25 protein-coding genes and 1 pseudogene are annotated in these 25,533 nt (G+C 48.2%); 12 read left to right on the plus strand and 14 right to left on the minus strand.

From position 1 onward, the window contains the following. Nucleotides 1-2 precede the first annotated feature (2 nt). From J2Z70_RS24620 to J2Z70_RS24630, 3 genes are all read right to left on the minus strand, one after another. The gene (locus tag J2Z70_RS24620) at nucleotides 3-1,772 is read right to left on the minus strand and encodes an ABC transporter ATP-binding protein (protein WP_209877573.1); all 1,770 of its coding nucleotides are present in this window, start codon (nucleotides 1,770-1,772) and stop codon (nucleotides 3-5) included. Beyond that, entirely contained in the window at nucleotides 1,765-3,576 is a 1,812-nt protein-coding gene (locus tag J2Z70_RS24625; RefSeq protein ID WP_209877575.1) for an ABC transporter ATP-binding protein, read from the minus strand. The genes J2Z70_RS24620 and J2Z70_RS24625 overlap by 8 nt, the downstream gene beginning before the upstream one ends. Before the next feature lie 188 nt (nucleotides 3,577-3,764). Further along, on the minus strand, nucleotides 3,765-4,448 hold the full coding sequence (locus tag J2Z70_RS24630) for a CPBP family intramembrane glutamic endopeptidase (protein WP_209877577.1): 684 nt from the start codon (nucleotides 4,446-4,448) through the stop codon (nucleotides 3,765-3,767). A gap of 203 nt (nucleotides 4,449-4,651) precedes the next feature. On the opposite strand from J2Z70_RS24630, the gene J2Z70_RS24635 reads away from it, so the two are divergent. The 6 genes from J2Z70_RS24635 to J2Z70_RS24660 all read left to right on the plus strand — a co-directional run bounded on the left by J2Z70_RS24635 (nucleotide 4,652) and on the right by J2Z70_RS24660 (nucleotide 10,409). Beyond that, complete coding sequence (locus J2Z70_RS24635) at nucleotides 4,652-5,386, plus strand: response regulator transcription factor (protein ID WP_209877579.1); 735 nt, start codon at nucleotides 4,652-4,654, stop codon at nucleotides 5,384-5,386. Beyond that, a complete protein-coding gene (locus tag J2Z70_RS24640; protein ID WP_209877581.1) occupies nucleotides 5,383-7,122 on the plus strand; it encodes a HAMP domain-containing sensor histidine kinase in 1,740 nt (579 codons plus the stop codon). Before J2Z70_RS24635 ends, J2Z70_RS24640 begins: the two co-directional genes overlap by 4 nt. A gap of 166 nt (nucleotides 7,123-7,288) precedes the next feature. Next, nucleotides 7,289-7,594, plus strand: a complete 306-nt coding sequence (locus tag J2Z70_RS24645; RefSeq protein ID WP_209877583.1) for a DUF6809 family protein — start codon at nucleotides 7,289-7,291, stop codon at nucleotides 7,592-7,594. Nucleotides 7,595-7,950: 356 nt separating this feature from the next. Then, on the plus strand, nucleotides 7,951-8,631 hold the full coding sequence (locus J2Z70_RS24650; protein ID WP_209877585.1) for a hypothetical protein: 681 nt from the start codon (nucleotides 7,951-7,953) through the stop codon (nucleotides 8,629-8,631). Continuing rightward, entirely contained in the window at nucleotides 8,631-9,470 is an 840-nt protein-coding gene (locus J2Z70_RS24655) for a cohesin domain-containing protein (RefSeq protein ID WP_209877587.1), read from the plus strand. The genes J2Z70_RS24650 and J2Z70_RS24655 overlap by 1 nt, the downstream gene beginning before the upstream one ends. A 90-nt stretch (nucleotides 9,471-9,560) precedes the next feature. Next, nucleotides 9,561-10,409, plus strand: a complete 849-nt coding sequence (locus J2Z70_RS24660) for a hypothetical protein (protein ID WP_209877589.1) — start codon at nucleotides 9,561-9,563, stop codon at nucleotides 10,407-10,409. 54 nt (nucleotides 10,410-10,463) lie between these two features. Here the strand turns inward: J2Z70_RS24660 and J2Z70_RS24665 are convergent, their stop codons facing one another. Then, nucleotides 10,464-10,757: a DUF3139 domain-containing protein gene (locus tag J2Z70_RS24665; RefSeq protein WP_209877591.1), complete on the minus strand. Its 294-nt coding sequence runs from the start codon at nucleotides 10,755-10,757 to the stop codon at nucleotides 10,464-10,466. 235 nt (nucleotides 10,758-10,992) lie between these two features. On the opposite strand from J2Z70_RS24665, the gene J2Z70_RS24670 reads away from it, so the two are divergent. Further along, nucleotides 10,993-11,340, plus strand: coding sequence for a hypothetical protein (locus tag J2Z70_RS24670; RefSeq protein ID WP_076076128.1), 348 nt, complete (start codon nucleotides 10,993-10,995; stop codon nucleotides 11,338-11,340). Nucleotides 11,341-11,523: 183 nt separating this feature from the next. Then, nucleotides 11,524-12,066 carry a hypothetical protein gene (locus J2Z70_RS24675; protein WP_209877593.1) on the plus strand — a complete coding sequence of 181 codons (543 nt, stop codon included), beginning with the start codon at nucleotides 11,524-11,526 and terminating at the stop codon, nucleotides 12,064-12,066. A 103-nt stretch (nucleotides 12,067-12,169) separates the two neighbouring features. Here J2Z70_RS24675 and J2Z70_RS24680 read toward each other — a convergent pair whose 3' ends face one another. The 5 genes from J2Z70_RS24680 to J2Z70_RS24700 are packed head-to-tail and all read right to left on the minus strand — an operon-like array spanning nucleotide 12,170 to nucleotide 17,042. Next, the gene (locus tag J2Z70_RS24680) at nucleotides 12,170-14,581 is read right to left on the minus strand and encodes an FtsX-like permease family protein (protein ID WP_209877595.1); all 2,412 of its coding nucleotides are present in this window, start codon (nucleotides 14,579-14,581) and stop codon (nucleotides 12,170-12,172) included. Nucleotides 14,582-14,584: 3 nt separating this feature from the next. Then, nucleotides 14,585-15,361, minus strand: a complete 777-nt coding sequence (locus tag J2Z70_RS24685; RefSeq protein ID WP_342593054.1) for an ABC transporter ATP-binding protein — start codon at nucleotides 15,359-15,361, stop codon at nucleotides 14,585-14,587. 58 nt (nucleotides 15,362-15,419) lie between these two features. Next, entirely contained in the window at nucleotides 15,420-16,178 is a 759-nt protein-coding gene (locus J2Z70_RS24690; protein ID WP_209877599.1) for a DUF4097 family beta strand repeat-containing protein, read from the minus strand. Then, nucleotides 16,168-16,728 carry an HAAS signaling domain-containing protein gene (locus tag J2Z70_RS24695; RefSeq protein WP_209877601.1) on the minus strand — a complete coding sequence of 187 codons (561 nt, stop codon included), beginning with the start codon at nucleotides 16,726-16,728 and terminating at the stop codon, nucleotides 16,168-16,170. The genes J2Z70_RS24690 and J2Z70_RS24695 overlap by 11 nt, the downstream gene beginning before the upstream one ends. After that, a complete protein-coding gene (locus J2Z70_RS24700) occupies nucleotides 16,725-17,042 on the minus strand; it encodes a PadR family transcriptional regulator (RefSeq protein WP_209877603.1) in 318 nt (105 codons plus the stop codon). The genes J2Z70_RS24695 and J2Z70_RS24700 overlap by 4 nt, the downstream gene beginning before the upstream one ends. Before the next feature lie 257 nt (nucleotides 17,043-17,299). On the opposite strand from J2Z70_RS24700, the gene J2Z70_RS24705 reads away from it, so the two are divergent. The 4 genes and pseudogenes from J2Z70_RS24705 to J2Z70_RS34030 all read left to right on the plus strand — a co-directional run. Then, nucleotides 17,300-17,593, plus strand: a complete 294-nt coding sequence (locus J2Z70_RS24705; RefSeq protein WP_036724156.1) for a hypothetical protein — start codon at nucleotides 17,300-17,302, stop codon at nucleotides 17,591-17,593. A 96-nt stretch (nucleotides 17,594-17,689) separates the two neighbouring features. Continuing rightward, on the plus strand, nucleotides 17,690-17,935 hold the full coding sequence (locus J2Z70_RS24710; protein ID WP_405115755.1) for a YuzF family protein: 246 nt from the start codon (nucleotides 17,690-17,692) through the stop codon (nucleotides 17,933-17,935). 81 nt (nucleotides 17,936-18,016) lie between these two features. Beyond that, nucleotides 18,017-18,121, plus strand: a complete 105-nt coding sequence (locus tag J2Z70_RS34025) for an aldo/keto reductase (RefSeq protein WP_425355127.1) — start codon at nucleotides 18,017-18,019, stop codon at nucleotides 18,119-18,121. Continuing rightward, a pseudogene (locus tag J2Z70_RS34030) lies at nucleotides 18,103-18,381 on the plus strand (aldo/keto reductase); the annotation flags it as partial. The gene J2Z70_RS34025 and the pseudogene J2Z70_RS34030, both read left to right, overlap by 19 nt. Nucleotides 18,382-18,478: 97 nt before the next feature. Here J2Z70_RS34030 and J2Z70_RS24720 read toward each other — a convergent pair. Genes J2Z70_RS24720 through J2Z70_RS24740 form a run of 5 tightly spaced genes read right to left on the minus strand, consistent with a single transcriptional unit; the run spans nucleotide 18,479 to nucleotide 25,087 of the window. Then, nucleotides 18,479-20,203, minus strand: coding sequence for an ABC transporter ATP-binding protein (locus J2Z70_RS24720; protein ID WP_209877605.1), 1,725 nt, complete (start codon nucleotides 20,201-20,203; stop codon nucleotides 18,479-18,481). Next, nucleotides 20,200-21,057 carry an ABC transporter ATP-binding protein gene (locus tag J2Z70_RS24725; RefSeq protein ID WP_209877607.1) on the minus strand — a complete coding sequence of 286 codons (858 nt, stop codon included), beginning with the start codon at nucleotides 21,055-21,057 and terminating at the stop codon, nucleotides 20,200-20,202. The genes J2Z70_RS24720 and J2Z70_RS24725 overlap by 4 nt, the downstream gene beginning before the upstream one ends. Nucleotides 21,058-21,066: 9 nt before the next feature. Next, the gene (locus J2Z70_RS24730) at nucleotides 21,067-22,080 is read right to left on the minus strand and encodes a FecCD family ABC transporter permease (protein WP_342593055.1); all 1,014 of its coding nucleotides are present in this window, start codon (nucleotides 22,078-22,080) and stop codon (nucleotides 21,067-21,069) included. After that, complete coding sequence (locus J2Z70_RS24735) at nucleotides 22,077-23,102, minus strand: FecCD family ABC transporter permease (RefSeq protein ID WP_209877609.1); 1,026 nt, start codon at nucleotides 23,100-23,102, stop codon at nucleotides 22,077-22,079. The genes J2Z70_RS24730 and J2Z70_RS24735 overlap by 4 nt, the downstream gene beginning before the upstream one ends. Nucleotides 23,103-23,119: 17 nt before the next feature. Further along, nucleotides 23,120-25,087 (minus strand): AraC family transcriptional regulator, encoded by a 1,968-nt coding sequence (locus J2Z70_RS24740; protein WP_209877611.1) that lies wholly within the window; start codon nucleotides 25,085-25,087, stop codon nucleotides 23,120-23,122. Between the last annotated feature and the right edge of the window lie 446 nt (nucleotides 25,088-25,533).

Consider the following 25,533-nt stretch of genomic DNA (forward strand, 5'->3'; position numbering starts at 1 on the left):
TCTTACACATACCACTTCCGCTGCGCCTCATACATCGTCCGGTACTCGCCCTCTATGCTCATTAGCTGCTCATGCGTGCCGTCCTGCACGATCCTTCCGTCCTTCATCACGAGGATTCGATCCGCGAGCTTCACGGAGCCTAACCGGTGGGACACGAGGACTGCGGTTTTATCCCGGCACAGGGCGGCGAAATCGTTATACAGACGGGTCTCCTCCAGGGGATCTACGGCCGCCGTAGGTTCATCCAAGATCATATAATCGCTGTCGCGGAACAATCCCCGCGCAATCGCTACACGCTGCCACTGGCCACCGGATAGATCCGTGCCCCCGAACTCGCGTCCCAGCATCGTATCTAGCCCTCTCTTAACCCCTTCACCGGATAAAAGCACCCCGGCCTCCTCGCATACGGATACTACTTCGGAATCATCTGCTAGTTTAGAATATTGGCTGATCCACACATTCTCCCGTAAAGTCCCATTATACTTGCGATAATGTTGAAAAACAGCCGACGTTCGCTCATAGCTAGCCCGCGAAGCCTCCACGTTCCCGTACCACACTTCCCCTTCCGTAGGCGGGTATAACCCCATAATAATGCGGCACAGCGTGGTCTTCCCGCTTCCATTCCCCCCTACAATCGCCAGTGTCTGCTTATGCGGGATGATCAGGTCGATCTCCTCAACCGCATTTCGGGTTGCCAGCGGATAGCGGAACCGGACAGCTTTTAGCTCAATATCACTATCTGCGGGCCTTGGCAGGTTATTAGTCGCATGAACAGGTTCGTCGATGAAATCCAGAAAATTCTCAACAGACCCGATATTCTCCGTAGCCCAGGCGATTCTCTCGGTGATCAGCTTGTTCATGAACCGGTATAGACTGCCAATCGAAGCCAGCACCGCCGCAAAAGCTCCAATCGAAATCTCCTGCCTCATCACAGACACAAACAGCATATACACGATCAGGCCGTAGCCCATAACCGTCACTACATTCAGTATGAGCTGCACGAGATGCTTGCGTACCTGCATCCGAAGTACAATAGCGTTCAACCGTTGCAGGGCAGAGGTATACAGATTCTCGAAAAATGCAGTAGCCCCCAGCAATCGGGTCTCTGAGAGATACGCTTTGTCCGTCAAGCACTGTTCATAGTAGTCACTTTCCCGCCGGATTGGAGCAGATGCCGCTTCCAGATTCTTGAATGCTGACATCAGCACCCATTGAGAGAGCATCACCGGGACGAATACGACGACAATACTTAGCGCAAGCACCGGCTTGAGCGTGAACAGATACCACCCGATGAACACGAAATAAGTTGTATAGTAGAACAGAATGTCCAGTAAGGTCGTCCCGATCCAGATCAGCTTGCCGCTCCCGTTCACAGCCTTATGGATATAATCCAGCCGATTCGTGTCCTCGAATTCAGAGACCTGTAACGAATCTACTCTCTTAAAAATCAACAGGTTCAGGTGTTTACCCACGCTTAGCCCGTAAATCTCCTCATAACAGTTCCCTAGTCCATCCATGACATGATAGAACAGATACACAAGCGCCAGAATGCCCAAGGAAAAGAGAATCATTTTGAAGTCTATTCGATCTGTAGCATAAGCAGCAGCCGCATCCAGAAACCTCTGCATAAATAACACCTGAAGCACCCAGGAGACCGCCTGGAGCAAGGCAATGCCGATATACGTATAAGACATCCAGGGATTCACCTGGAATAAAAGCCGCAGGCATCTGACCCCGTTCCGCAGGAACCCCTGCCCCTGTATTCTATCCATGCTGCACCTTACTCTCTGCCTCATACCACGACTTCTGGCTGGCGAACATCTTCCGGTATATCCCGTCCGGCTGTTCCAGCAATTGCTCATGGGAGCCCTGCTCCGCAATCCGCCCGCTACGCACCACCAGGATCTCATCCGAGATTCTCGCAGCGCCCAGCCTGTGGGTGATATATATGGTAAACCGGTCTGCGCGGATGCTGCTGAACATTTCATATAGTCTGCTCTCTTCTATCGGGTCCAGCGCAGCGGTAGGCTCGTCCATGATATGAATGGCAGAATTAGAATACAACAGTCTGGCTATCGCCAACCTTTGCCACTGTCCGCCGGAGAGGTCCAGGCTGTTCTTTTGGATTTTGCCAACATAAGTATCGAGACCGGATTCCAGCCCCTGGACCATCTCACCCAGATTCATCTTGCTTATACTGTGACTGATTCGCTCTTCATCCTTCTTCAAGATATTCCCCAACCGGACATTATCCTGGATCGTCAGCGCGTACCTGGCGTAATTCTGGAAGACCACTGCGATGATGCTTTTCAGCTCCGGATAGCTGTACTCCCGCAGCTTCTTATGATTAATGAATATTTCGCCCTCGTAGTTATCGTACATCCCCGTGAGCAGTTTGATCAGGGTGGACTTACCGGCCCCGTTCTCCCCGACAATGGCATAGTTTTTCCCGCTAACCATGGTGAACGAGCATTGATTCAATATGTATCTCTCCGTATCCGGGTAGCGGAAGCTCACCTGCCTGAATTCCAGCGATTGAAAGACGAAGCCGCCCAACTCCACAGGTAGAGCAGCAGCATCCTTCTTCTCACTTAGTCCGGCAAAAACAGAGAAGTCCTGCAGATACTCCTTCATCCGCGCATGCTCCTGCATCGTCTCGGCTAACTGCCAGGACATCCTCTGCACGAGACTGAAGATCGCGGTCACCAGCGAGATGTACAGGCCAATCGTTAGCTCACCCAAGTGCAGCGCAGGTAACAGCAAAGCCACTATAATGATGCCGATCAGCAGGGCGATGATCGAGCCGCTTTTCAGATGAATGAAGCTTCGGATCTGTATCTTCTTCTCCACCGCGTACGTCTGATCATATAGCTTGCCGTACCGATCCCGAAGCGCCGAACTATACCCGAATAACGTGCGCTCCTCCGCATCCTCCCGGCTAGTCAAAATATTGGCTATATCCGCACTCCTCCTCCGTATCCGCTGCGCATCCATCCCCAGCACATAATTCGCCTTGCCCGTCTTCATGGCAATATAGAACAAAGGCACCGCAACCAGCACAATCACAATCCCCGTAATGAACGTGGACGACATCACAATCACAAGCAGCGAAGCGGTCCCGATCAGCAGATTCAGTCCACTCATCATATTGTTGAATCCGCCCATGAAATGACTCACCGGATCTCTGCACACCCTATGGATTAACTCCGAGGTCTCCTTATTCTCAATATGCTGGTACGCAAGCCGCGCCTGCTTCAGCACCATCTCCCGCTTCAGCCGCACATTCAGCCGATTGCGCCCCGTCAGCTCAACCAACTGTATCAGGCTGGGAAGCAGATGAGTGACGATCACATAACCCATAATCAGCGCAAGCGGCCTATAGATGAACGAATACTCCGCCTGGCCATTCACAATATGGGTCGCCGTATTAATGAAATAAGCCATTACCAGCGTCTGATAAGCAGGCATCAGAGCATCCACCAGCATGTATCCCACCGCCGCCACCGTCTGCACCGGAATCACCCTAAGCGGAATCCCGATCAGATCGAATACAGTATATTTTCTTGAAGTAAGCATGTGATCTCCTTGTTGGAATGATTATAGTAGGAACGCAATAGGAAAGACTCGCAAAGCGTGCCCTAATTCATAGTATCATTTCCATCCGGGAGGAATAACCTGTCAGATTATAGGCATCTGTATTTCAAACCAACACAAAGAGCTGCCGAGAACCTCCCGACAGCCTAAGTACTCACTCCCTCCTCCATCTACAACGTAGAATAATAGAGAAGATTAAGACCGTTATACACGATATGCACCACGACCCCCGGCCAGATGGAGCCTGTCTTACGGAACAGGTATGCCACCAGAATGCCGACCATAAATGCATCTAACAGGATAACGGTGAATCCATGAACCACGCCGAAGATTGCAGCGCTGCCTACGATTCCGGCCCATGGGCCATAACGGTTCAGTGCATTGGCAATGACGCCGCGGAATACAAATTCCTCGCTAAGCGGCGTGAGGAAGGCCCCAGTAATAAGCAGAATAAACATGGAGAGCGGACCGCCTTGCGCTGCCGTCTGGAAGTCTGCCTGGGTGTTGATCTCGGTAATAAAGTGATAATAGATCCCTTCGATCACAAAACATCCACCGAACGCTGCAATCCCGATGAAGACCGCCACCAGCAGCCATTTCCGCTCCGTCCTTCGAAACCCGAAAGCACGTAAATTGCGAATCCGCAGGGCGTAGGCTGCGAACAGAGCCAGGAAGCCAATCAGACCATTGCCCGCCCCACCGATGTTAATACGCAAGATGGATTGGTCATCAGGAATTTGAAGCATCCAGACTCCAAGGATGACAACGCCGATCATATAGAGGGACAGTGCAGTTATGATCTCCGGCCAGCCGGGCCGGGTGTGAGTTTTTTCAGACAGAGATAGACTGCTCATTGCCATTCCCCCGATCGTGACCTTTTTTACTCATGCTATTTTCCTCCTACTCTTCTCATCGAAGCTCGAATATGTTGCCAAGACCTATCCTACCAACCCCGCCGGAACAGAACTTAAACGAACCGCTGAATTTTTGCTTAATTTTGTTCCCGCTGTTTAGGTTCTGTTAAGATAAATATGCTATTTTGAACAAGGGTGACAAAATGCCAAATCTATCCGCGATTAAAATCGCTATCATTGACGACGAACCTTCGATCATCACCATGCTGCAAATGGTTCTTCGCCGCGAAGGCTTTCAACAACTGTACGGGGCTTCCACTTGTGCTGAAGCTATCAGCCTGGTGCAACGTGTGGTCCCCGATATTGTCCTGCTTGACATTATGCTTCCCGACGGCAGCGGGCTTGAGCTCTGTTCCAAGATCCGCGAATACGGGAATCCTTATATACTGTTCCTCACTGCCAAGGCATCCGATCTCGATATTCTAAAAGGCTTCGCCATGGGCGGGGATGATTATATCACCAAGCCCTTCAACCCCCTGGAGGTAGCCGCAAGAATTCAGGCGCGCATACGCCGCTTAGAGCCGGAAGCTCTTGCAGTCAGTGCTGCGAAGTATCCCGATGCGGGAATTTACCGGTTCGGCCGCTTTACCGTTAACGAGGCGGAGGGTGAGTTAACCGTAAAGGGACAGCCTATTGCTTGCCCTGCCCAGGTCTTCCAGCTATTACTGCACTTCTGCCGGCATCCCGGAATCGTCTTCTCCAAAACCCAGCTCTACGACAAGGTCTGGGGCATCAACGGACAGGGCGATGATTCGACCGTGATGGTGCATATCCGCCGCATCCGGGAGCGGATCGAAATCGATCCCGGCGACCCGAAGCTGCTGCTTACGGTACGCGGACTCGGCTATAAGCTGGTGAAGGAGCCGGAGGAACGATGAAAATCCAGCAGCGCATGGCCTTCCATTTCACGTATCAGTTGATCTTCTATGCTCTGGCGATTGTGACCATTGCCTTGGCTGCCTGCATCATGTTCTTCCAGAACATGACCAGCAATGAGATCCGCCGTAACTTTCCGGTTGGAGTTCTGGAGCAGATTGCCCAAGAAGCCCAGTACAAAGACGGGAAGCTTCACATCTTCTCCCAGTGGAACAAGCTTATTGAGGAGAAAGGAATGTGGCTGCAGGTGGTTAGTGCGGAAGGAGACGTAGTCTACAGCATTAATACAACACCGTACCCTGCACTGCCTGCCTCCTACTCCACCGCTGAATTGCTCGATATCCAGGAGACACGGAGACTGGGGTCCTATGCTGTGCAGACACAGCTGAATTTTTCGTTCCAAGACCCGCTCCTATATGTACTCGGTTATCCAACACCTGACCTGGACCAGCTCACGGCGTGGTTCAACGCTTACGGACAACAGGGCATGGTGAGGAGTGAAGCCATTCCCCTCTTGGAACAGCAGCTTCGGGAGGCTGGCAGTTATCTGCAAGTAATCGATTCTGACAGTCATACCGTACAAGACATTGGCGATCAAAAGCATGCAGCAAAGGGATATCGGCCCCTGGACATTCTGGCCATCCAGCAGTCACCAGACAACTATGACGCAGGTATTGTGGCCCATCGGGACGAGCAGAGCGGAATGACCTGGATCGTCTACACGCCCCATGCAGCGGGACTCCCTCTGAAGCATCCTGTATTGGAAAATGTAACGCCGAGACTCATCTGGATTGCCGTGCTTATCCTGATCCTCGCGCTGTCGGTCTCCATCTGGCATGGCTACCGCTTCGGGCGGCCCCTAATTCTGTTCGCAGGCTGGTTTGAAAGAATGGGCCAAGGACAGTACGACGAGGTGCTGACCGCCAAGGACAAGCGCAAGATTTTTCGCCGCAACGGCACTATGCGAACCCGCAACAGGCTCTATCAGGAAGTCATTCAAGCCTTTTATCAAATGACTCATCAGTTGGCTCAGATCGAGAGGGACCGCAAGAGACTGGAGAAGGAGCAGGCGGAGTGGATGTCAGGAATCTCCCATGATCTGCGCACACCGCTGGCCACGATTCAAGGCTACGGATATATGCTGGAGAAGCTGCCTGAGCAATGGAGCCAAGAGGAAATGCGGATCATGGGTGCAACCATCCGGGAAAAAGGGGATTACATGCTGGAGCTGATCTCCGACTTCTCTCTGATCCATCAGCTCAAACAGAGCGATTCCATCATGGTACGTAGGGAGACAGATCTGGCAGAGTTGGTACGCTCCTCCGTATTGAAGTACGTCAACGACGCCACGATGTCTGATTACCTGTTCCACTACACCGGGGAAGAGGATTCCCTGCTCATACAGGCAGATGCAACCTGGTTACAGCGGCTGATGGACAATTTGCTGTCCAATGCCGTTAAGCATAATCCGCCCGGCATAACCATTTCTGTCACTCTTACCCGAGTCAACGACCAAGCTTGCATACGGGTACTTGATAATGGCAAAGGGATGGACGAGGAAACACTGCATCATCTGTTCAACCGCTACTACCGCGGAACCAATACCGAAGAATCCACCGACGGCTCCGGTCTTGGCATGAGCATTGCCAAGACCATCGTTGAAGCACACGGCGGCGAAATTAAGGTTCAATCGACTACCGGGCGAGGTACGGAATTTGAGATTGTTTTGCCGTGCTAAGCAAACAAGGGTTCCAGTTCTAATGAGCTGGAGCCCTTGTTCCTGTTAAGGCTGCCGAAGGAATTATGTGATCTCCATCGTTCTGTGGAGTATACTCCGTAGATTTAACAGTCTATATCTTTTATTGTTGAACACAAAGTACTTTATCAATGAGGGAGATGAGTAAATGGAAAGTATTCTGGAGAGCCTGTATCACGGCAACTTGCATCCAGATGAAAATATCATACCCGATGATCCGCAGTACTCCATCTTAAGAAAAAGAACTTCTGACGTCATAGAGATTTGGAAGAACCGACTTTCAGCGGAAGAATTCGACGAGTTAGAAGCGCTGTTAGACTTATACGGTCAAACTCACGGTATGGAGTTGGCAGCTAGTTTTAAGTATGGGTTCCGCCTTGGGGCAGGGATTATGGTAGAGGTATTGACCGGGGAGGAGGGGCTTGCTGGTCGGTTGAGTATGCAATTTCCTTAGAAGACAATTAATTGACTAAGGAACTCTCAATAATACTTCACTTAACAAAGCAGGCAACCAAGCTTTTGATTGGCAGCCTGTTTTTCATTACTTAAAGGTTTCACTCTTTTAATCATCTGCTCCTCTTCAAACCAAGAAAGTGTACCATAAGTGGTATTTTATGTACTTATAATGACATCGATCTATTTATCCCAAATATAAGAATTTTTGTTTAGACTTACTCCATTTATTAACTTAGGATAATCAGGCGATATGAAAATACAAATAACGAAAGGGGAATCAAACTAATAACTGCTTAGATACATAAGATTTTTATTTTAAGAACTTCAGAAAAAAATATTATTATGAGGTGTAATATGAAAAAGGTACTATTAATTATCGTTTTACTATTTACTGCACTACCTGTACAGGGGGTGTTTGCAGAAGCAGCAGGCTTATTGAGAGGCGTAAAAGATTCCGCTGGCGTTACGACTATGACTGATGGAAATTCCGGGACATTATACGATGTTGCCGGAACCACCAGATGGTTTACATTACCAACTGTATCAAACCTAAATAAATATTATGTAAGTGGTTCAGCTTCAAGTGGTTATTCTATTTATTTTAGGGATAATGAAGGTAAAACGATTTACGCTTTAACGAATGTTTCAGGTCTTATTGAATTTCCAGTTGTTAATAACGTAAAAAGTGTTGGAGTTAACAGTTCTGGAAAGATTTTTGAATTTGATGTATATGGGGCGCCTGTTCTGACACCAACTGCTACGCCAACGCCAACACCAACCTCCCCAGTATCAGGATTGCTAAAGGATAAACAAATGTTAGCATCTACAGATATATTGGGGACAACATATATCACTACGAGTAATGTAACAGATGGTAATCCGTTAACTCTATTTACACTAGGTTACTCAGGGTCATCATATGATACACTTTATTATGATTTTCAGCGCTCGATTAACTTAACGAGTTATCGCTTAGCTTCCTCTAAGGATGATATTAGAGTATTGTTTTTCCACAGTGATAACACCGTACGCTAATGGCGCCTACGTCTACAGACACAACAGTAAGTATAGATTTTACTGATATTGTAGCAGTTGGAGTTGTGAATATTGGATCGGGCAATCCAACGGTTAATGAATTTGACGTCTGGGGTACACCGACACCGACCGCTACACCAACGGCTACAGCTACCATAACTCCTACTGTAACACCGACCATAGCGCCAACTTCAACACCTACACCAACACCAGTGCCTACACCAACTCCAACACCGGCGTTGAAACCAACTCTCGATGTAAATATTGCTCCAGAGAAAATCGGTTTAGGCAAAGAGTTCACAGCAGAAATATCACTGAAAAACGTAAAGGATATTTACGCTGAAGACTTTGAAGTAAAGTATGACAAGGAGCACTTGCAGTATCTCGGATTTGAAGAGGTGACCGGTTATAAGGTATACAATAAACCCGTTGATCAAAACGGTGCCGTTCGCTTTATAGTTGCTAGTCAAGGTGAAGAATACGGAATCAACGATGATACCGTTGTCGTAAAACTAAAGTTTAAGGCCAAAGCCAAGGGAACAGCAGTTGTCGATGCAATCAAAGCAAGGATTGCAGATACCGAAGAGGAATATGACTTGGAGAAAGATAACTGTTTGGAAGACAGTATCATCATCGAAGCAATGGACGTCAACAAATCAGATACATACACCCTTGTTGACCTTGCGATCGATGCCAGATACTTCAAGTATTTCGCTCCCGATGTTGATCCGGTAAAGTATAATGCTCAACAAGCCGGTGATGAATATGTAAATGAGGACGACTTGCTTTTTATTGTTGATCAAATTTTAAATAATTCAGATTATTTGCCTAATACTTAATCCGACAGAAATCAGCCCTTTTGTCCTTAAGGTTGAGGGGCTGATTTTCTCATGAGTTTATCACTTGAATAATAAAGGTGGAATGAAATAGTGTTTAGAAAAAACAAATTAATTTTAAGTTTAGTAGGCTTGTTACTATTAATTTCAACTATTGCAGCATTTTCTCAATCTACTTACGCATATCCAGGAGGTCTCTTAGACAAAAAAGAGTTTTATGCATCTTCTAGCATTAATGAAGCAGGACTTCAAACTTGGGATTGGACAGATGGTGATATTGGTACACATTCTATATTAAATAGTATGTATCGGTATGGATATCATAAATTCAAAGCACCAGTTACAATAAATAGTTACCAACTTAAGACCGTCTCCCCCACTACTTCGCTAAATATCGAGTTTTATGATGCCAATAATAATTTGATTAGTTCAGTTAATAGTGCAGTTGTTTCAAATGAAAGAGTTACCATCCCCGTTGTAGAAGGCGTTTATCTAATTGCTCTTCACAATGTTAGTTCTTCTTCATCAACAAATTTAATCACTGTTTCAGAATTTGAAGTTTATGGATCGCTAACTCCTTCTCCTTCTCCTTCTCCTTCTCCTTCTCCTTCTCCTTCTCCAACATCGGAGCCAACCGTCGTTCCTACTATTATTCCAACGACTGAGCCCACACCTGAGCCAACTCCAACCACTACTCCAGAAGCACCTTGCGAAGATCGCGCTCTCTTAAATATAACTCTGATCACTGGGACTGATAAGGAATTTGATCTTTCGATGAGTGAGGTAAATGCTTTCTTAAACTGGTATGATTCTGCTTCAGGATCATCAAGCTTTGGAATCAACAAGCATAACAATAACAAAGGCCCCTTCAGTAACTGCACTGAATATGTGATACATGATAAAATCCTAACCTTTGAAGTAAGTGAATATACAGCACAGTAAAAAAACAAACCGTCAGGCGTAAGCCCGGCGGGTTATAATGTGCGCTAATGTTTATTAATTATCTACATTTAATCGCTGTGGTTGTTTGGGGTCTAATTGTTTCCAATCAGATGCATCCCTGTCTGTGAAAATATATTCGGTGTCAGTATCATCAGAAAATATCACATATACAGGAAATTTAGGCATAGATCCAAATTTCGCCTTAACACTCACTATATCTTCCTCAGAGTATCCTTGGACGTTAATTAAATAGGTTTTAAGGCTTTTTTCAAGTGAATTATATTTAAACTGAAGCCCTGAATAGCCCCCGAGAATGAGAAGTACAATAATTAATACTGAGTATGTCATAATTTTTCTGATTTTCGAAGCACCTCCTATTTATCGAGTATTTATAATTGTACTAACGTACTCCGGCTCTACAACCGGATTAAGATATACAATAGGGTCACTTTTACTGAACGGCTTACTAGGTTTGCAAAAACTTTGATTAAGCTTATATAGTCACGAATCAGAAGGCCCATAGTAAATATTACCACATTCTGTTAGAATAATTTTGGTTAATTATATATATTTAGGGGGAGCTATGAACAGTAAAAAATGGTGGGTACTACTTGTGGTGGTCTTATTAATTGGTGGCAGTATTGGCGGAAAAATTCTGTATGATGCGAAAAAGGAACGTGATCGTCAAGACCTGCTCCATATTGGAGATCGATTAGAGAAGTCGTTGTCTGACTACGAAGATACTGTTAACCAAATAAACGAAGATAAGGAATTAGCAGAGGAATACACCAACCTAATGGAATCTATCATTGATGAGGATTTTGCAGCAAGTGAGTTAGATGAAATGATAGCTAAGGCCTGCAAGATGGAGAGCGAATTAATGGACATCTACCCTACCGTCTATACAGAGCCGAGTTCTGTTTGTGATTGAAAGGAGTTTATGATGGCAGTGACACCAGAGCTAAAGAATGTTCATGTTTTTGCTGAAGGAGATGTGACGGGAGATTTTAGTTAGCACTTTATATTTAGTGTTCATTGTAAATACATAGTAATATCCCTATTATTCTGATAGACTATTTTTTCTAATTATTATCAGAATAAGGGGCTGTTCATCATGATGTTATTTATTTGGGGATTTATTGTAGTGCTCATTATCGGTATTATTTTTGGAGCAAAAAAAGGAATTAAACAAGGGAATGAGCTAAAAGAACAAACCCAAAGCATCGGAGCGTTACAGGGGGTATTCGCAGAACATGTGGAGGGACTTGGCATTGGAAGTGTCGAGTGCAAAATTTTTAGATTTTCTGATCGTGTGCTTATTGATTCAAGCAGACAAAGATTTGAAATCTATCTGACGCAATTCAGAGCCGCTGAAGTTAAAAGTATGCAAGAATTGATCGATAAAAGCAAAAGCGTTGTGGGTCGTGCAATGATTGGAACACTACTTGTACCTGGGTTAGGAACAATTGTCGGCGGAATGTCCGGAATAGGAAATAAAAAGAAAACTAGTCACTATATGATATTTAACTTTATAGATGCTCATGGTGAGTTGTCAGCTGTAACTTTTCAAGACACTTTTGCATTTGGTATGAAGGACTTCTGCCAAGGCTTAAATCATTCTCTGCCGACCGGCGAGTCCAGTGTCGTAAGACTGTAACCCATAGCCCGCCGACCAGTTAAGGTTGACGGGCTTCGGCCTAGCTTTCGGACTGAACGCCCGGCTCTTTTAAATCTTGCAATACTGCAATAACACACCCCCATCAATCCACCACCAAAACCCGCGGCGAAGCACTCTGTATAGATTTAGATGCTGCCCAGCAGCCCAGGCCTGCGGCTATGACACTTAAGGGAATCATCGAGGCTATACCTCCCCCGTTCATGATCAGCGGAACTTTAACAATCCCGTAATCCGACAGGATAACGTTCAGCAGTGGTGGCAGGCCTAATAAGCCTAAAGGTATCCCTACCAAAGCTCCGATCCCCGATACGACCAGGATTCCGGTGGTTTCCGACAGCCGGATCTGGCGGGAGGTCATGCCGATGGACTTGTAGATGCCGTAGGTGCGGCTCTCTTTCTTCATGTTAATCCGGCAGATGCTGTAGATGATCACGAACGTAATAACGATGAACAACAGCGCCATAACGGACACTGGCAGCACAATGATTTTGACCGCCTGGGAGAATACCTCATCCACAAGCGATGCCTGACTGGCGATGCCAAGTACACTGCCGTACCGCTCTTGCAACTCCTTCACGAATGAATCGGTTGAAGTGCCCTCATTCAGATTCATGAAAGTGGTGTTCATCGCACTCCCATAATCCGGATTACTCGTTTTGATAACGTCAGCGGTAATCCGCCCCGTGTTGGACATGTTTGCGATCGCCTGGTAGATTCCGGTGACGGTTAGCGTATGTTTTACCCCTTCAATATAAATGTCCATTGTATCCCCTGCTTGGATGCCCAGCGTTCTGGCCACATTCACACCCACCGAGATTTCATTGGCAGACACAGGGTTACGGCCGTCCACATTCTCATAGCCTATCTGATCATAGTTCCCGTCCGCCACCGTCAGCAGGATCCCCATCGTATCCTGTTTCACGGCAGCCCCGTCCTTCATAGGAATCGGCACCACCGCATTGGCATCCCCGTACCGCGAGTAATTCTTCACCCTTGGGTCAGAGAGGACTTCTTCTTGTAGCTGTGCAAAAGTCATTTTAGCCGGATTATCGATTCTTATGGACAGATCCGCCGAGTCATACCCCCACTTGGCAATGGTGCCATGGATGGAAGCAATGCTGTATACGAACAGGAATCCAAAGACAAGTACAGCGGTGGACAACGTCGAGATCAGTACAATAAGCAGCGAACCCCGGATATTCTTGGTGACACTTCTTAGCCCTATAATCATCGAGGTTGGAAGAGTGTCCAGTTGAAGGAGCTTTCTTTTCCATGTTCCAGTTCCTCCTGATTGGTGGGAGTACTCCTTCTCAGACATACCGTAACGAACGGCTTGGGCAGGCTCAACATGACGCGCTTTATTCGCAAACAGCAGAGCCGAGAGGAAAATCACTGCAACAACACCCACGCTGGTCCAAACGCCTGCAACTGATAATAGATCATTCATCCCTGATGAACCTGTGTTGAGATAAGCCATAGAACCCGCAACAATGGTGCCGGAGAGGATATTGCTGACCAGCATCCCCGGGATGACCGAGACGAGCGCCAGGAAGGTATATTGCGCAACATAAGCCATAATGACTTTACGGGAGGATAATCCGACGGATTTAATAATCCCGATCGTTCTGTAGTTAGAGAGAATGGCATCGGCAATCGTGAATCCCAAGGTATACAGGGCCACGCAGATCATGACAACAGCCAGAAAAATCATCACGAAGCTGATCACCTGGTTCGCAATCATATAATAGGAAGACAAGCTCTCGAAGTCTTTGACCGACTCCAGATAGGGGGTCCCCAGATACTGTTCGAATCTCTCCCAGTAGGCTCTCTGTTGACTGTAATCCTCAAACCGTAGTCCGGTCATATACTTATCTTCGCCCGGCAAAAGGGTCATATGCTTAGTATAATCCTCATGATTCAGCCAGATTCTCCCGCTCGTCGCAAATGGCGAACAGTAGGAAATATCCACGACGACGGCCGCAACCTTTAGCCGTATGACACCTTCATCCGTCTTGAATTCAACCGAATCCCCTACATGGATATCATTAGAATACGCCAGCGAGGTGGGAATCCAGGCCGTTCCTGCTTCCGGTGTGCTCTGTTCTTCCCCTTCTACGAACTGCAGCCGGTCCACGGGAAAAGGTCCTTCGGGTGCATCCATCATGAACAAGTCCACATTCAGGATCTCTTCTCCTGCGTGCGACATGCTAGACAGATAGCGGTAGCGCATCAAATCCGAGACCGTTACCCCTGACTGCTCCTCCCACCATGTATGTACCTGAACCGGATCATGGATGCCATTCTCCAGCTGCAATATTTGATGCGCGCCACGGGACTGGTCATGCATACTCTCATACATCCGGTTGGTGTTGTTCAGAACGGATACGGCCGTTGAGAGGAGCAGGGCTGCCAGCATGATGATGATTGCAATGAAGCTGTTTTGCACTTTTTTATGCTTCAGGTTCGTCCAGCATAGTTTCCATACCTCATACATCCGCTACCTCTCCTCCCCTGACATGAACATGAAAATTTGGTTTTCTCTCGCTTTCAACTGATCCGGTGCATATTTGCCTAGCTCCAGAATCCCATCGATAGTGCCGTCTTTGACCACGCTTAACCGGTCTGCCCTGCACGCAGCCTGGATATCATGCGTTACCATAACGATGGATTGATTATTCTGATTCATCTCCGTCAACAGATCCAGAATCACTGCGCCCTGCTCCTGGCTTAATGCCCCTGTAGGCTCATCCACAAAAATCACCTCCGGCGAATTGATGAGCGCTCTGGCAATCGCCGCTCTCTGCTGCTGTCCTCCAGATACCTGGGATGGCAGGCGTCCGGCTTGAGCCCCGATCCCCATCTGGTGCAGCAGGCTTAATGCCTGCTCGTTCACCTCGCTTTTGCTGCGCCCAGCCACGTATCCCGGGAAAGCCACATTCTCCAGCAAGGTGAAATCAGGAACCAGATTGATCGATTGATATACATAGCCGATTTTGTTGGACCGGAAATCCGTAAGTTCCTTCTCTGTGTATGCATCGATTCGCTCTCCCTTGAACATCACTTCTCCGGAAGTGATCCCGTCCAGACCGCTGAGGAGGTAGAGCAACGTAGATTTCCCCGAGCCTGAGCTGCCCATAATCACCGTAAAGTCACCTTGGTATACTTCGAGATTAATGCTTTTGGCGGCGAGAAATTGTTCATGGCCTGAGGAGTAAACTTTGCATAGATCAACAGTCTTGATTAAGACTTCTTTCCTGGGATTATGTGTTATCACACAAGGCCGCCTCCTAAAATCAATCATATTCTTCTTCCTGCTCTTCGCCTAAATACTGTTACTGTTCGATCCTAAGATTGCCAGTGTCAGAGATAAGCTTGACAAGTGGCCCTCCCTCACCGATATAACCATCCTTATAACCCGGAAGCGTCACCTGAACGGTTCCAGAATCCGCAGAGAATTGAGTACGGAGCGCCTGAGGCGCTTCTGCTGTCTGGATGGTAATGTCTCCACTGTCCGAGGTGGCATGGATATCTTGACTAATGCGCTCAATCGAGGCGGTGATTTTACCCGTATCTGTCTCAGCATGGATGATCCCCTCCTCTATATCCAGCTTGATAGCCCCTGAGTCGCTTACCACCCGGTATTCCTTCGCCAGGACGGGGCCGACATCAATTTTTCCGGAGTCCGTTACCACCTGCAGCTGGTCTAGCCGGGTCTCAGGAATCCCTACCGTGAGCTTAAGCTCCGTATAGATGTCAAAAAAGCGGTACCGGTTGTCTTGAACCACCTTAATCCGGGTCTGCCCCTGATCCTGAGTAATGTCCAGCTTGTAATCCTTCATTAATGCCTTGGTCGTCTTCCCGCCTAAGGTTGCCTTGATCTCATCTCCCTGAAGGGGAACCACATCAATCGTTCCAATCTCTGTCTGAAGAAGAACGCTGGTGGTCTGGTCCATCCGCACAGGTTGTTCAACCGATAGCTCATACAAATTAAATGGTGAATTGCCTAACAGATACATCACTACATTTCCAATGACTCCGGCAGCAATCAGGAGCAGAGCAAGTCTGGTTACGTTCCGGGATCTATGCTTCAAAAGAGGTCACATCCTTCTTAATAACTGTCAGATTATACTTCAGGTACCGGATCACAAGATGGTAATACAGCCGGGTGAGCTTTAGTGTTCCAAGGGCTACTAGCAGTCCCACACCAACCAGGCCCAGCATCAGGAAGATGCTATTGATAGACAACGCCACCGACTGATACTGAAGAATTAACAGAACCGGAGAAATAAGCAGGCAAATGGCAAAGACGAACACCCCGGCAATCACAGTCAAAGAGGTGATAAAAGGCAGCAGAACGATAACTAAGTTGAACAATCCTAAGCTCACCGTTGCCATAACCGCTCTCGTAACGCTTAAGAGCGTTGGGGATTTGTCCGCTCTCTCAATTTGCGACTGGGTCAGTAGTTCACGGGCGATCAACCGGGGGTGGCCCAGCTTGGAGATCACCTCTGCTTCTGACCGCCCGCTTAATTGGGCACACTCGAAATGCTCCCTGAATTCCCCCATAAGTTCAGCACATTCCTCAGGAGGAAGCAGCTTCAGATACCGTGCCAATTCATTCAGATAGGCCTCTTTATTCAATCCGATCCCCCCTTAATAATCTCCTGCACCCCTATGGCAAAAGCATTCCACTCCTCAATCATCCCGCTCATGACTCTCCTTCCCTCATCGGTAATCTTATAGTACTTCCGGGGCGGCCCCTCACCCGATTCAGATAAATAGGTGGAAAATAACCCTTCCGCAGCCAGTCTTCTTAATAACGGATAGATGGTGCCCTCGGCTATGGCGAATTTGTGCGAGATCTGTTCCACCAGCTCATATCCGTAACGGTCTTTCTGTGAGGTTAAAACAAGCACACAAAGCTCCAGCACACCCTTCTTGAACTGAACATTCAATACTTATCACCACGCTTTATTTAGTACTGTGTAATACACAGTAGTTACTAATACAAAGATTACCATCCACTACTGTTTAATGCAAGGTAGTTGGAGGTAATAGTTATGATTGCGTTCATATCCATTCTCATCATTTATCTCTCGTTACAATTAGGCTTAATTCATTATGAATTTTTTAAGCTATGGGCATATGCCGTGATGGATATAGGTTATAGTCCATAGACTGTTGACGAGATAGTATTTGAGGAGGTTTACCCATGGAAACGAATTATCAACAAGTTGCCTGGAATTGTATGAATAAATATGTTGGTATTACTACAAGCGATGGTCAGTCTCACGACGGGTTTGTTGCTCATATCGATCAGAACTATGTTACACTTGCCATTCCCACCAATGAAATGGTAGGCCAGATGAACGGAATGCCTGCTAACGCAACAACCTACAGACAATTCGGATACTATCCGGGTTTCTACCCGCGCCGCCGCTTTTATCCAAGACCGATCCCCTTTGGTGCCATTACAGCTTTGTACTTGCTTCCATTTTTTATTTAATAATGATTAGGGAATTCGTTATTGCATGGGCATCCGCCCAGTTCTTTATGTGGGCATTAGCATAGGATGATGTATAACCATTCGGGAGGTAACAAAGTGCTGAATAATCAAATGTATCCAATGCAGCAACAAATGCCGCAAGCAATCATGGTATATCCTATTGATCCCTATGTAGTCGAAACCTTAATGTCTGTAAAAGGTAAACAGGTGGTGCTCGAAACCACTCGCGGTGGGATTAGCGGCTGCTTAGTGGAAGTTAAGCCAGACCACGTTGTATTGGATACCAGGGGCCGGAAGTTTTTCGTACGAATCTGCGAGATTGTCTGGATTATGCCAGAATAGATTTTTGTGAGGGAGCTACGATATTAGAGATCCCCTCAGTGTTACCCTAGCTGGGCGCTGGGCGAGGAAGGCAGCCGACTTGTGATCAGACATGCGCTTGAGGCAGGAATCAACTTCTTCGATACCGCTAATTTGTATTCGCACGGAACCAGCGAGGAAAGTGTCAGCAGGGCGTCTCCACAATGAGAACTTGGCAGTTCGCCAAGGCCCTGCATCTCCAGAAACAGAACGGTTGGACCCGCTTCATCTCCATGCAACACAACTACAACTTAATCGCCCGCGAAGAAGAGAACGAGATGATCCCGCTCTGTGCCGACGAAGGGATACAGACCATGGTCTTCAGTCCGCTGTCTCGTGGGGTCCTGGCCCGGCCTTGGGGTACAAAAACTGCCCGCATGGCCGCAACCGTTGGGCATGAGGTAGCGATTCCAGGTGGGGGGAAGTGAATTCAACGGAGTAAGAGGCCCATGCGGGGTTGCATGGGCCTCTTGCTCCGTTCTCTTTAATTAGGGGTCCTGACCCTTGAAGACCGTCCGATTACATTTAAGAAGCTTGCGTCGCATACAATCGTGCATAAATGCCGCCGCTACGCAGCAGTTCCTCATGCGTACCCGTCTCGGCAATCTCTGTGCCCTCCAGCACGACGATCTGGTCGGCATGACGGACCGTGGATAGGCGATGGGCAATCACCAGTGTGGTGCGATCCTTTGATATTTCGTCCAGCGCCTGCTGAATCTCTTGCTCGGTCTTGGTATCCAGCGCTGATGTCGCTTCATCCAGAATGAGGATCGGTGCATTGCGCAGAATTGCCCGTGCGATCGAAATCCGCTGCTTCTGCCCTCCTGACAGTCGTACACCGCGTTCACCAATCACCGTATCGTAGCCTTGCTCCATCTGTGCTATGAAATCATGCGCTTTCGCCGCCTTCGCTGCGGCCATCACGTCTTTCCCGGTCGCATCCGCCCATCCATAAGCGATATTGTCATACACTGTGCCGTCAAACAGGAAGGTATCCTGCAGCACCATTGAGATATTGTCACGCAGGCTGGAGAGGGTTACATCCCGAATGTCGATGCCATCCACTTGAATTGAACCGGTCTGCGGGTCGTAGAACCGGTTAACGAGACTGGCCAATGTCGTCTTTCCTACACCGGTTGTACCTACAAGCGCCACCGTCTTTCCAGGCTCAATAGTCAGGTTCAGCCCTTCTAGTACAGGAGCACCATCCGGATATACGAATGTGACATTCTGAAAGGATATCTGTCCTTGTAAACGCGGCAAATGGACTGCATTTCGCTTCTCCTGTATGTCTTCCTCCTCTTCCAGCACATCATATACCCGTTTAAGACCTGCGGCAGCTCTCCCGGACATTTCCACTAAGCCGGAAAAGGACTTTACCGGTTGATAGAACATACCCAGGTAGGCGATGAATCCAATGATATCAGCAATACTCACCTCGCCTGTTGCCATCAATCTGCCGCCTAGTATCACGACAAGCACGGTACCCAGCGCGGTCACAAATGCCAACAACGGCACAGAGGTCTCATAGAACAGACTGGCGCGCAAATAGGTCTTAGTATGCTTCATAGCCAGACGGGAAACGTTGCCCCGCTCCTCCTCCTGCCGATTGAAAATTTGGATTTCCTTCATGCCCGACAAGTTCTCCTGAACCTTGCCAGCAATCTCTCCCCGCGCCTTGGAATTCTCTCCCCATAGCGGTGACAAGCGCTTGCTTTGCCATACCGTGATCGCAAGCAGCAACGGAATTGTGATCAGACTGATCAGTGCCAGCTTCACATTGATCGTCAAGAGCAGGATGCCTACTCCGATAAAAGTCAGACCGTTGATGATAAAGTCAGGAATGGCATGGGCAATGTAAATTTCCGCTTCCATCGCATCATTCACCACGCGCCCGGTCAAGTCACCCGTCCGGCTTCGATGGAAATAGCGCAAGCTCATTTGCTGATATTTGCTATATAATCTTGTTCTTAAATCTGCCACATAATGAAGTGCTGCATAATGGTTCATATAGCCGGCCAGTGATGTTCCGATGGCTTGCAGACAGGTGGCTCCAAGCAGCAACAGACCAATCTTCAGCGCTTCCGCGGCAAACCGGCTGCTGCCTTCGGTCGCCAACCCAGTCAACGAGCGGAGCGCCCAGGGCAAATAAAACCCGGCAATCGTGGCCATCACGATACCGGCAAATCCAATGCCTAACTGCAGCCAGTATTTCCGTGCGCCCATCAGGACACGCCATGCGGTTCTCATGTGGCACTCGACTCCTTCTGTTCCTCAGCTTGCAGGAATCCTTGATCTGCTGCTTGGTCTCTACGCTTATCACGCAATAGCTCGTACGTCACATACACCGGCCGCCCTGTTCGCGGTTCCAGCATAATCTCGGCATCAATAGCAAACACCTCACGCAGCGTCTGTACCGTCATTACACGCTCTGGCGAGCCATGCTCCACCACCTGGCCCTCACGAATCGCCACCATATAGTCGGAGAAGCGCGCTGCCAGATTCAGGTCATGCAGCACCATCACAATCGTCACCTGCTGGCTGCGATTCAGTTCATAGAGCAGTTCCAGCACTTCAAGTTGATGCGCCAGGTCCAGATAGGTAGTGGGTTCATCCAGCAGGATCAGATCGGTCTGCTGGGCGAGCGCCATCGCAATCCATACGCGCTGACGCTGACCGCCAGAGAGCGTATCCACCTCACGATGCTCAAACGCCGTAAGCTGTGTAACCGATAGCGCCCAGGTGACTACTTGCTTATCCTCTTTGGAGAGCTTGCCGAAACCCCGCTGATGAGGAAAACGCCCATAGGCGACTAATTGGCCGACCGTCAAGCCACTCGGTGCGGTTGGCGTCTGTGGCAGAATCGCCATCTGCTTGGCGACTTCCTTGGTGGACAATGTGCGGATATCGGCACCATTCAGATAGACCGTACCATTATTCGGCTTGAGCAGCCGGCCGACTGCCTTGAGTACGGTTGATTTGCCGCATCCATTGGGACCAATAATCGAGGTGATCTGTCCACGCGGAATCTGCAAATCCAGTTCTTTGACGATAAGCGTGTCATTATAGGCAATATCAATTTGCTCTGCTGTAATACTGTCCATGACGTCCTCCTAATTGGCCTTCGCTAGTAAATAAAGAAAGTACGGAACACTGATGACCGTAATGACGATTCCCGTCGGCACATCTCCTCCCAGGTTAACCGTGCGCGTAATCGTATCTGCCAGCACCACGACTAATCCGCCGGTCAGGCTGGCAGCCGGAATGAGCAATTTGTGATCGGGCCCGACCAGTTTCCTTGCCATATGCGGAGCGATCAAGCCAACGAAGAAGAAGCTCCCGCCAACAGCTACACTGCCAGAGGATAAAGCAACGGCAGCGATCGACAACCCCAAAAACTGCCGCTTCACGGAAAGTCCCAGCCCTTCTGCCGTCTGATAGCCCAGATGGAGGGTGTTCAGCATCCGGGACTTGTAGAAAATATAGCCGATTAAAATCAAGACCCAGGGTGCCAGTACGGCAATATAGCGCCAATCAGCGCCCCACAAGCTCCCCGCCAGCCAATTCAACATGAAGTCCATCTGCGAATCATCCAGCTTGAGTGTCAGGAAGGTGGTCAGCGCCCCATACCCGCTTCCAAGTGCGACCCCGGTTAAGATCAGACCGATTGGCGAGAGGTTTCGCCCACGGTGATACGATAATAAGAAGATCAATCCCGCCGCCAGCAGGCCGCCAACAAAGGCCAGCAGCGGCAGGGCAATGAAGGAACTTTTTCCTGCCGATGCGATGAATACTACGAAGAACAGGACAAACAAACCCGATCCTGAACTAATCCCCAGTGTCCCCGGACTAGCCATGTCATTGCGCAGCAAACTCTGCATCACGACCCCAGCCGCGCCCATTCCCAGACCTACCAAGATCGACAGTACGATTCGTGGCATTCGAAAATCGAACAGGATCAGATTGTGCTTACCGGTGCCGTTACCCAGGAGGACATTCAGCACTTCTAGCGGTGAAAGATTCATCTTGCCGGAATTCATGCTAATGACAGCAAACATAAGGATGAGCACCATAAGCACTACATTGACGAGGATACCCCGTTGCACCGTATAACGCTGCTTGATCACTCGAATTCCCTCCTTTGCCTGCGGGCCAGGAAGAGAAAGTACGGCACACCAATGATAGAAAAAATAATGCCAATCGGTGTTTCGAACGGCTTATTGATCAAACGGCCAGCCAGATCGGCCGATACGGTCAGCAACGCACCATATAGCGCAGCTGCCGGAATAATGTACCGGTAGTCGACACCGACCATGTATCGTACAATATGCGGGGTAATCAGACCCACAAAACCGATTGGGCCAACCACGACAACAGCCAGTCCAGTCAGCACGAGCACGATAATCGTCGATAGTCCCTTGACCAGTCCGCTGCGAATACCGAGTCCACTTGCCACATCATCCCCCAGACTAAGCAGTGTAACGGAAGGAGCTAGCGCCAGCGCCAGCAGGATACCACCAACAAATAAGGGGGAAATAATCAGTAATTCCTCCCACTTGGCCCCGGCTGTACTGCCTGCGGTCCAGAATGCCAATGCCCGGCCCAGGTTGTAATTGATCGCCAAATACTGACTGAGTGCGCCGAACAGCATGGAGATGGACAGCCCTGCCAGCACCAGCCGCTGAGGTGTCATCCCGCGCTTGCCCAGTGACGCGATGAAGTACGTGATCCCGGTCGCAAGTGCTGCTCCCAGACAAGCGAACAGCATCATCTGCCCATACGAATACCCCGGTAGGAAGGCCAGGCACAGCGCAATTGCGAATGCTGCCCCGGAGCTGATCCCCATCAGCCCGGAGTCGGCCAGCGGATTACGCGTTGTCCCCTGCATGATCGCACCACAAACCGCAAGGCTACATCCGACGATCAGATCGGCTACGGTACGGGGAAGACGTAGGGTTTGAATAATTTGATGTTCAGTGAGCGTTGGATCAAACCGGAAAATAGCCTCCCATGCAGTCGCTAACCTCATGTCAGCGGCACCAAAGCTAATCGACGCCGCTGACATGAGAACCGTTAATCCAAGCCCTACCACCATGTACATGGTGAAGTTCACCGCCCCACGGCGATTTTGTTCAGGCTTGTTATTCATCGTATTTCCCAATCCCCTTATTTAGCTAATGCCAGCAGTTGATTGACAATATGATCGATCAATGCACTGGAGGTCATTATATCCGTGGACCAAGATAGCGATGAACCCACCGTTACAATCCGGTTATGTTGCACAGCAGGTAGTGATTTCCAAACCGCATGATCAGCAGGAACTTCCGTATCTCCTAAGGCGATCAAATAATCCCCCATGTAAGCGGGCAAGACCTCCATAGAGATTTCTCCCCAATATTTATCTGCATCAATGATATCAGTTAGAACCTTTGACGGTGCCTTCATCTGAAGCTGGTTATACATAAGCTCGCCAACCGCATGCTTGGCTCCAGCGATGGCGTTCGTTTTATCACTGAATTCTCCCAGAGTAACCGTCTTGTCTGAAAGGCCTGCACTCTTAAGGGATAGCTTCGCTTCTTCGATTTTATTCGCATAAGTATTCAACACAGCCTTAGCCTCATCCGGCTTATTCAAAATATCACCAATAAATTGGATTCGTTCTTCTGTAGTCATATCACCATAAGGGATATAAATGGTTGGGGCAATTTTGGATAAATCCTCATAATTCTCTTCGCCCCATGCTAAGATGATCAAGTCAGGCTCAAGAGTCATGACATCTTCCGGCTCCATTTTTATGTTAATTGAATCTTTAATCTCGTTAGAATATACAGCCTCTATCTCGCCCCTTGTTGCTCTCGCCACACCTAACGGAGTTACACCTAACGCTACCACATCACCAACCAGATAATCGACTACAACACGCTGAGGGTTGTTAGGCACCTCGACATCACCTTTTACTGTGGATATCGTTCTGGTCTGCGAGACTGCTTCTGAAGCTTTCGCCTCTGGAACTTCCTGTTGTGTCGTCTGCCCGGTCTCCGCAGGCGTGTTCACCGTTCCCCTATTATTCGCTGGCGTCCCCGACGTACATGCCGTTAGCAACAGCATCAGGCTCATCGCCGCCACAAAGATCATTTCTTTACTTCGTACTTGTCCAAACATGCTTGATTCCCCATCTCTATAAGACTTGACTAGACTCGCCAGTTCCCTCTCATTGTAATGAAGATGAGAATCATTATCAATACCATCAACCTGCATGGATGGTGCGTTTATTTTCCGGTAATCACTCGGCGTCATCTTGTAATACTTCTTAAACATCCGAAACAGGTTCTTCTCATCAGCAAATCCAGATCCTGTTGCTATCTCTTTAATGGTTGCCTCTGTATACTTCAAGTCATGACAGGCAGCTTCAATCCTTCTCTGAATGAGGTACTCCTGTAAGCTCATCCCTTCCTTCTTTTTGAACAACCGCGTTAATTGCCCGCCACTGATCCCAAACATAGCGGCAATGTCCTGGAACATAATCGGCTCCCGGTAATGTTTATCAAGATATATTTTGGCAGAGCTGGCTGGAAAGGGCTGGAGATAGCGAATCTCGCCCCCCTCAAAATCTCTATACACCCTATGAATCAATTGATATAGAAAACTCTTGGCCTGAAGCTGATCCATCGCCTTACCGCGGTTCCAGTCATTCAACATTTGTTGAAACCAATCGAGCAGCAAAATGGGATTACTTGGTGTATAACCAAACTGTTGAACAAATGGATTGACTTGCTCCAGTAATTGCAGCAGGTGCTTCTTGTGGAAAAGAGGGGATTCCGCTTTATAAAAGACCATAAAGGTCTTCACACTCTCCCTTTTAGGCCAAATACTGAGCAGGCTCCCCTTCCCGCCATGAACTAGACCGAAGCGTTCCATTCCGAATGTGGTTTCATTCAGTTGAATTTGCGCTTCCCCTCCACAGGCATAGATAAACATGCTGCTAGGCATTTTATACTGCTCCAAAGGGTAGGCGGACGCTATATTCTGAAAGCGTACATCTATTAATGTAATGATCGAACGTGTCCAAATGCGGGCCATCGTATCGATCATCTCCGGTGTAAATACCTGGCTTGCTTCTGCTTCTTCTTGCATCAATCCGCGCTCCCTCATCTCACTTGTCCCAATTGATATACCTTCCTTTAATTGATTTTGATTATCATTATCATAATACTCAAGATTAGTATATCATCATTAAGTGACATTGGTACTCTCATACTCAGTGTTCAGCATTTATAAACCGCCGTCTCAAAGTTTACCGCTTGCCACCGCCCTCCACTATGCATAAGCGAAGATCAGAAAAACTGTTGGAGCAATTAATGGCGGAACGACTAATGACTACACGGGGCTTGGCCCCTCCCATGACCGGACTTTCACCGGTTAGAAGGTACGTGCTTTCTGGGCACGCCAAAGGGGCTGTCCCAAAAGTAGATACTCTACTGGTGAGGAAAAATCCCATGCCTTCTTAAAAGATGAATTTGTAAGAAAGGGAGCGATTCTCCGTTATTGGAGGATCGCTCCCTTGCGTTTCTGGTCATTCG

The organism is Paenibacillus silagei (genome assembly GCF_017874735.1).
Classification (GTDB): Bacteria; Bacillota; Bacilli; order Paenibacillales; family Paenibacillaceae; genus Paenibacillus_AQ; species Paenibacillus_AQ silagei.

What these genes read in the sequence shown, in the direction of transcription:
- J2Z70_RS24670 (WP_076076128.1), top strand. Translation starts at nt 10,993, where the DNA reads ATGAACAGTAAAAAATGGTGGGTACTACTTGTGGTGGTCTTATTAATT.
- J2Z70_RS24720 (WP_209877605.1), bottom strand. Translation starts at nt 20,203, where the DNA reads ATGAGAACCGCATGGCGTGTCCTGATGGGCGCACGGAAATACTGGCTG.
- J2Z70_RS24725 (WP_209877607.1), bottom strand. Translation starts at nt 21,057, where the DNA reads ATGGACAGTATTACAGCAGAGCAAATTGATATTGCCTATAATGACACG.
- J2Z70_RS24620 (WP_209877573.1), bottom strand. Translation starts at nt 1,772, where the DNA reads ATGGATAGAATACAGGGGCAGGGGTTCCTGCGGAACGGGGTCAGATGC.
- J2Z70_RS24735 (WP_209877609.1), bottom strand. Translation starts at nt 23,102, where the DNA reads ATGAATAACAAGCCTGAACAAAATCGCCGTGGGGCGGTGAACTTCACC.
- J2Z70_RS24640 (WP_209877581.1), top strand. Translation starts at nt 5,383, where the DNA reads ATGAAAATCCAGCAGCGCATGGCCTTCCATTTCACGTATCAGTTGATC.
- J2Z70_RS24630 (WP_209877577.1), bottom strand. Translation starts at nt 4,448, where the DNA reads ATGAGCAGTCTATCTCTGTCTGAAAAAACTCACACCCGGCCCGGCTGG.
- J2Z70_RS24655 (WP_209877587.1), top strand. Translation starts at nt 8,631, where the DNA reads ATGGCGCCTACGTCTACAGACACAACAGTAAGTATAGATTTTACTGAT.
- J2Z70_RS24635 (WP_209877579.1), top strand. Translation starts at nt 4,652, where the DNA reads ATGCCAAATCTATCCGCGATTAAAATCGCTATCATTGACGACGAACCT.
- J2Z70_RS24675 (WP_209877593.1), top strand. Translation starts at nt 11,524, where the DNA reads ATGATGTTATTTATTTGGGGATTTATTGTAGTGCTCATTATCGGTATT.
- J2Z70_RS24650 (WP_209877585.1), top strand. Translation starts at nt 7,951, where the DNA reads ATGAAAAAGGTACTATTAATTATCGTTTTACTATTTACTGCACTACCT.
- J2Z70_RS24665 (WP_209877591.1), bottom strand. Translation starts at nt 10,757, where the DNA reads ATGACATACTCAGTATTAATTATTGTACTTCTCATTCTCGGGGGCTAT.
- J2Z70_RS24645 (WP_209877583.1), top strand. Translation starts at nt 7,289, where the DNA reads ATGGAAAGTATTCTGGAGAGCCTGTATCACGGCAACTTGCATCCAGAT.
- J2Z70_RS24680 (WP_209877595.1), bottom strand. Translation starts at nt 14,581, where the DNA reads ATGTATGAGGTATGGAAACTATGCTGGACGAACCTGAAGCATAAAAAA.
- J2Z70_RS24740 (WP_209877611.1), bottom strand. Translation starts at nt 25,087, where the DNA reads ATGCAAGAAGAAGCAGAAGCAAGCCAGGTATTTACACCGGAGATGATC.
- J2Z70_RS24625 (WP_209877575.1), bottom strand. Translation starts at nt 3,576, where the DNA reads ATGCTTACTTCAAGAAAATATACTGTATTCGATCTGATCGGGATTCCG.
- J2Z70_RS24705 (WP_036724156.1), top strand. Translation starts at nt 17,300, where the DNA reads ATGGAAACGAATTATCAACAAGTTGCCTGGAATTGTATGAATAAATAT.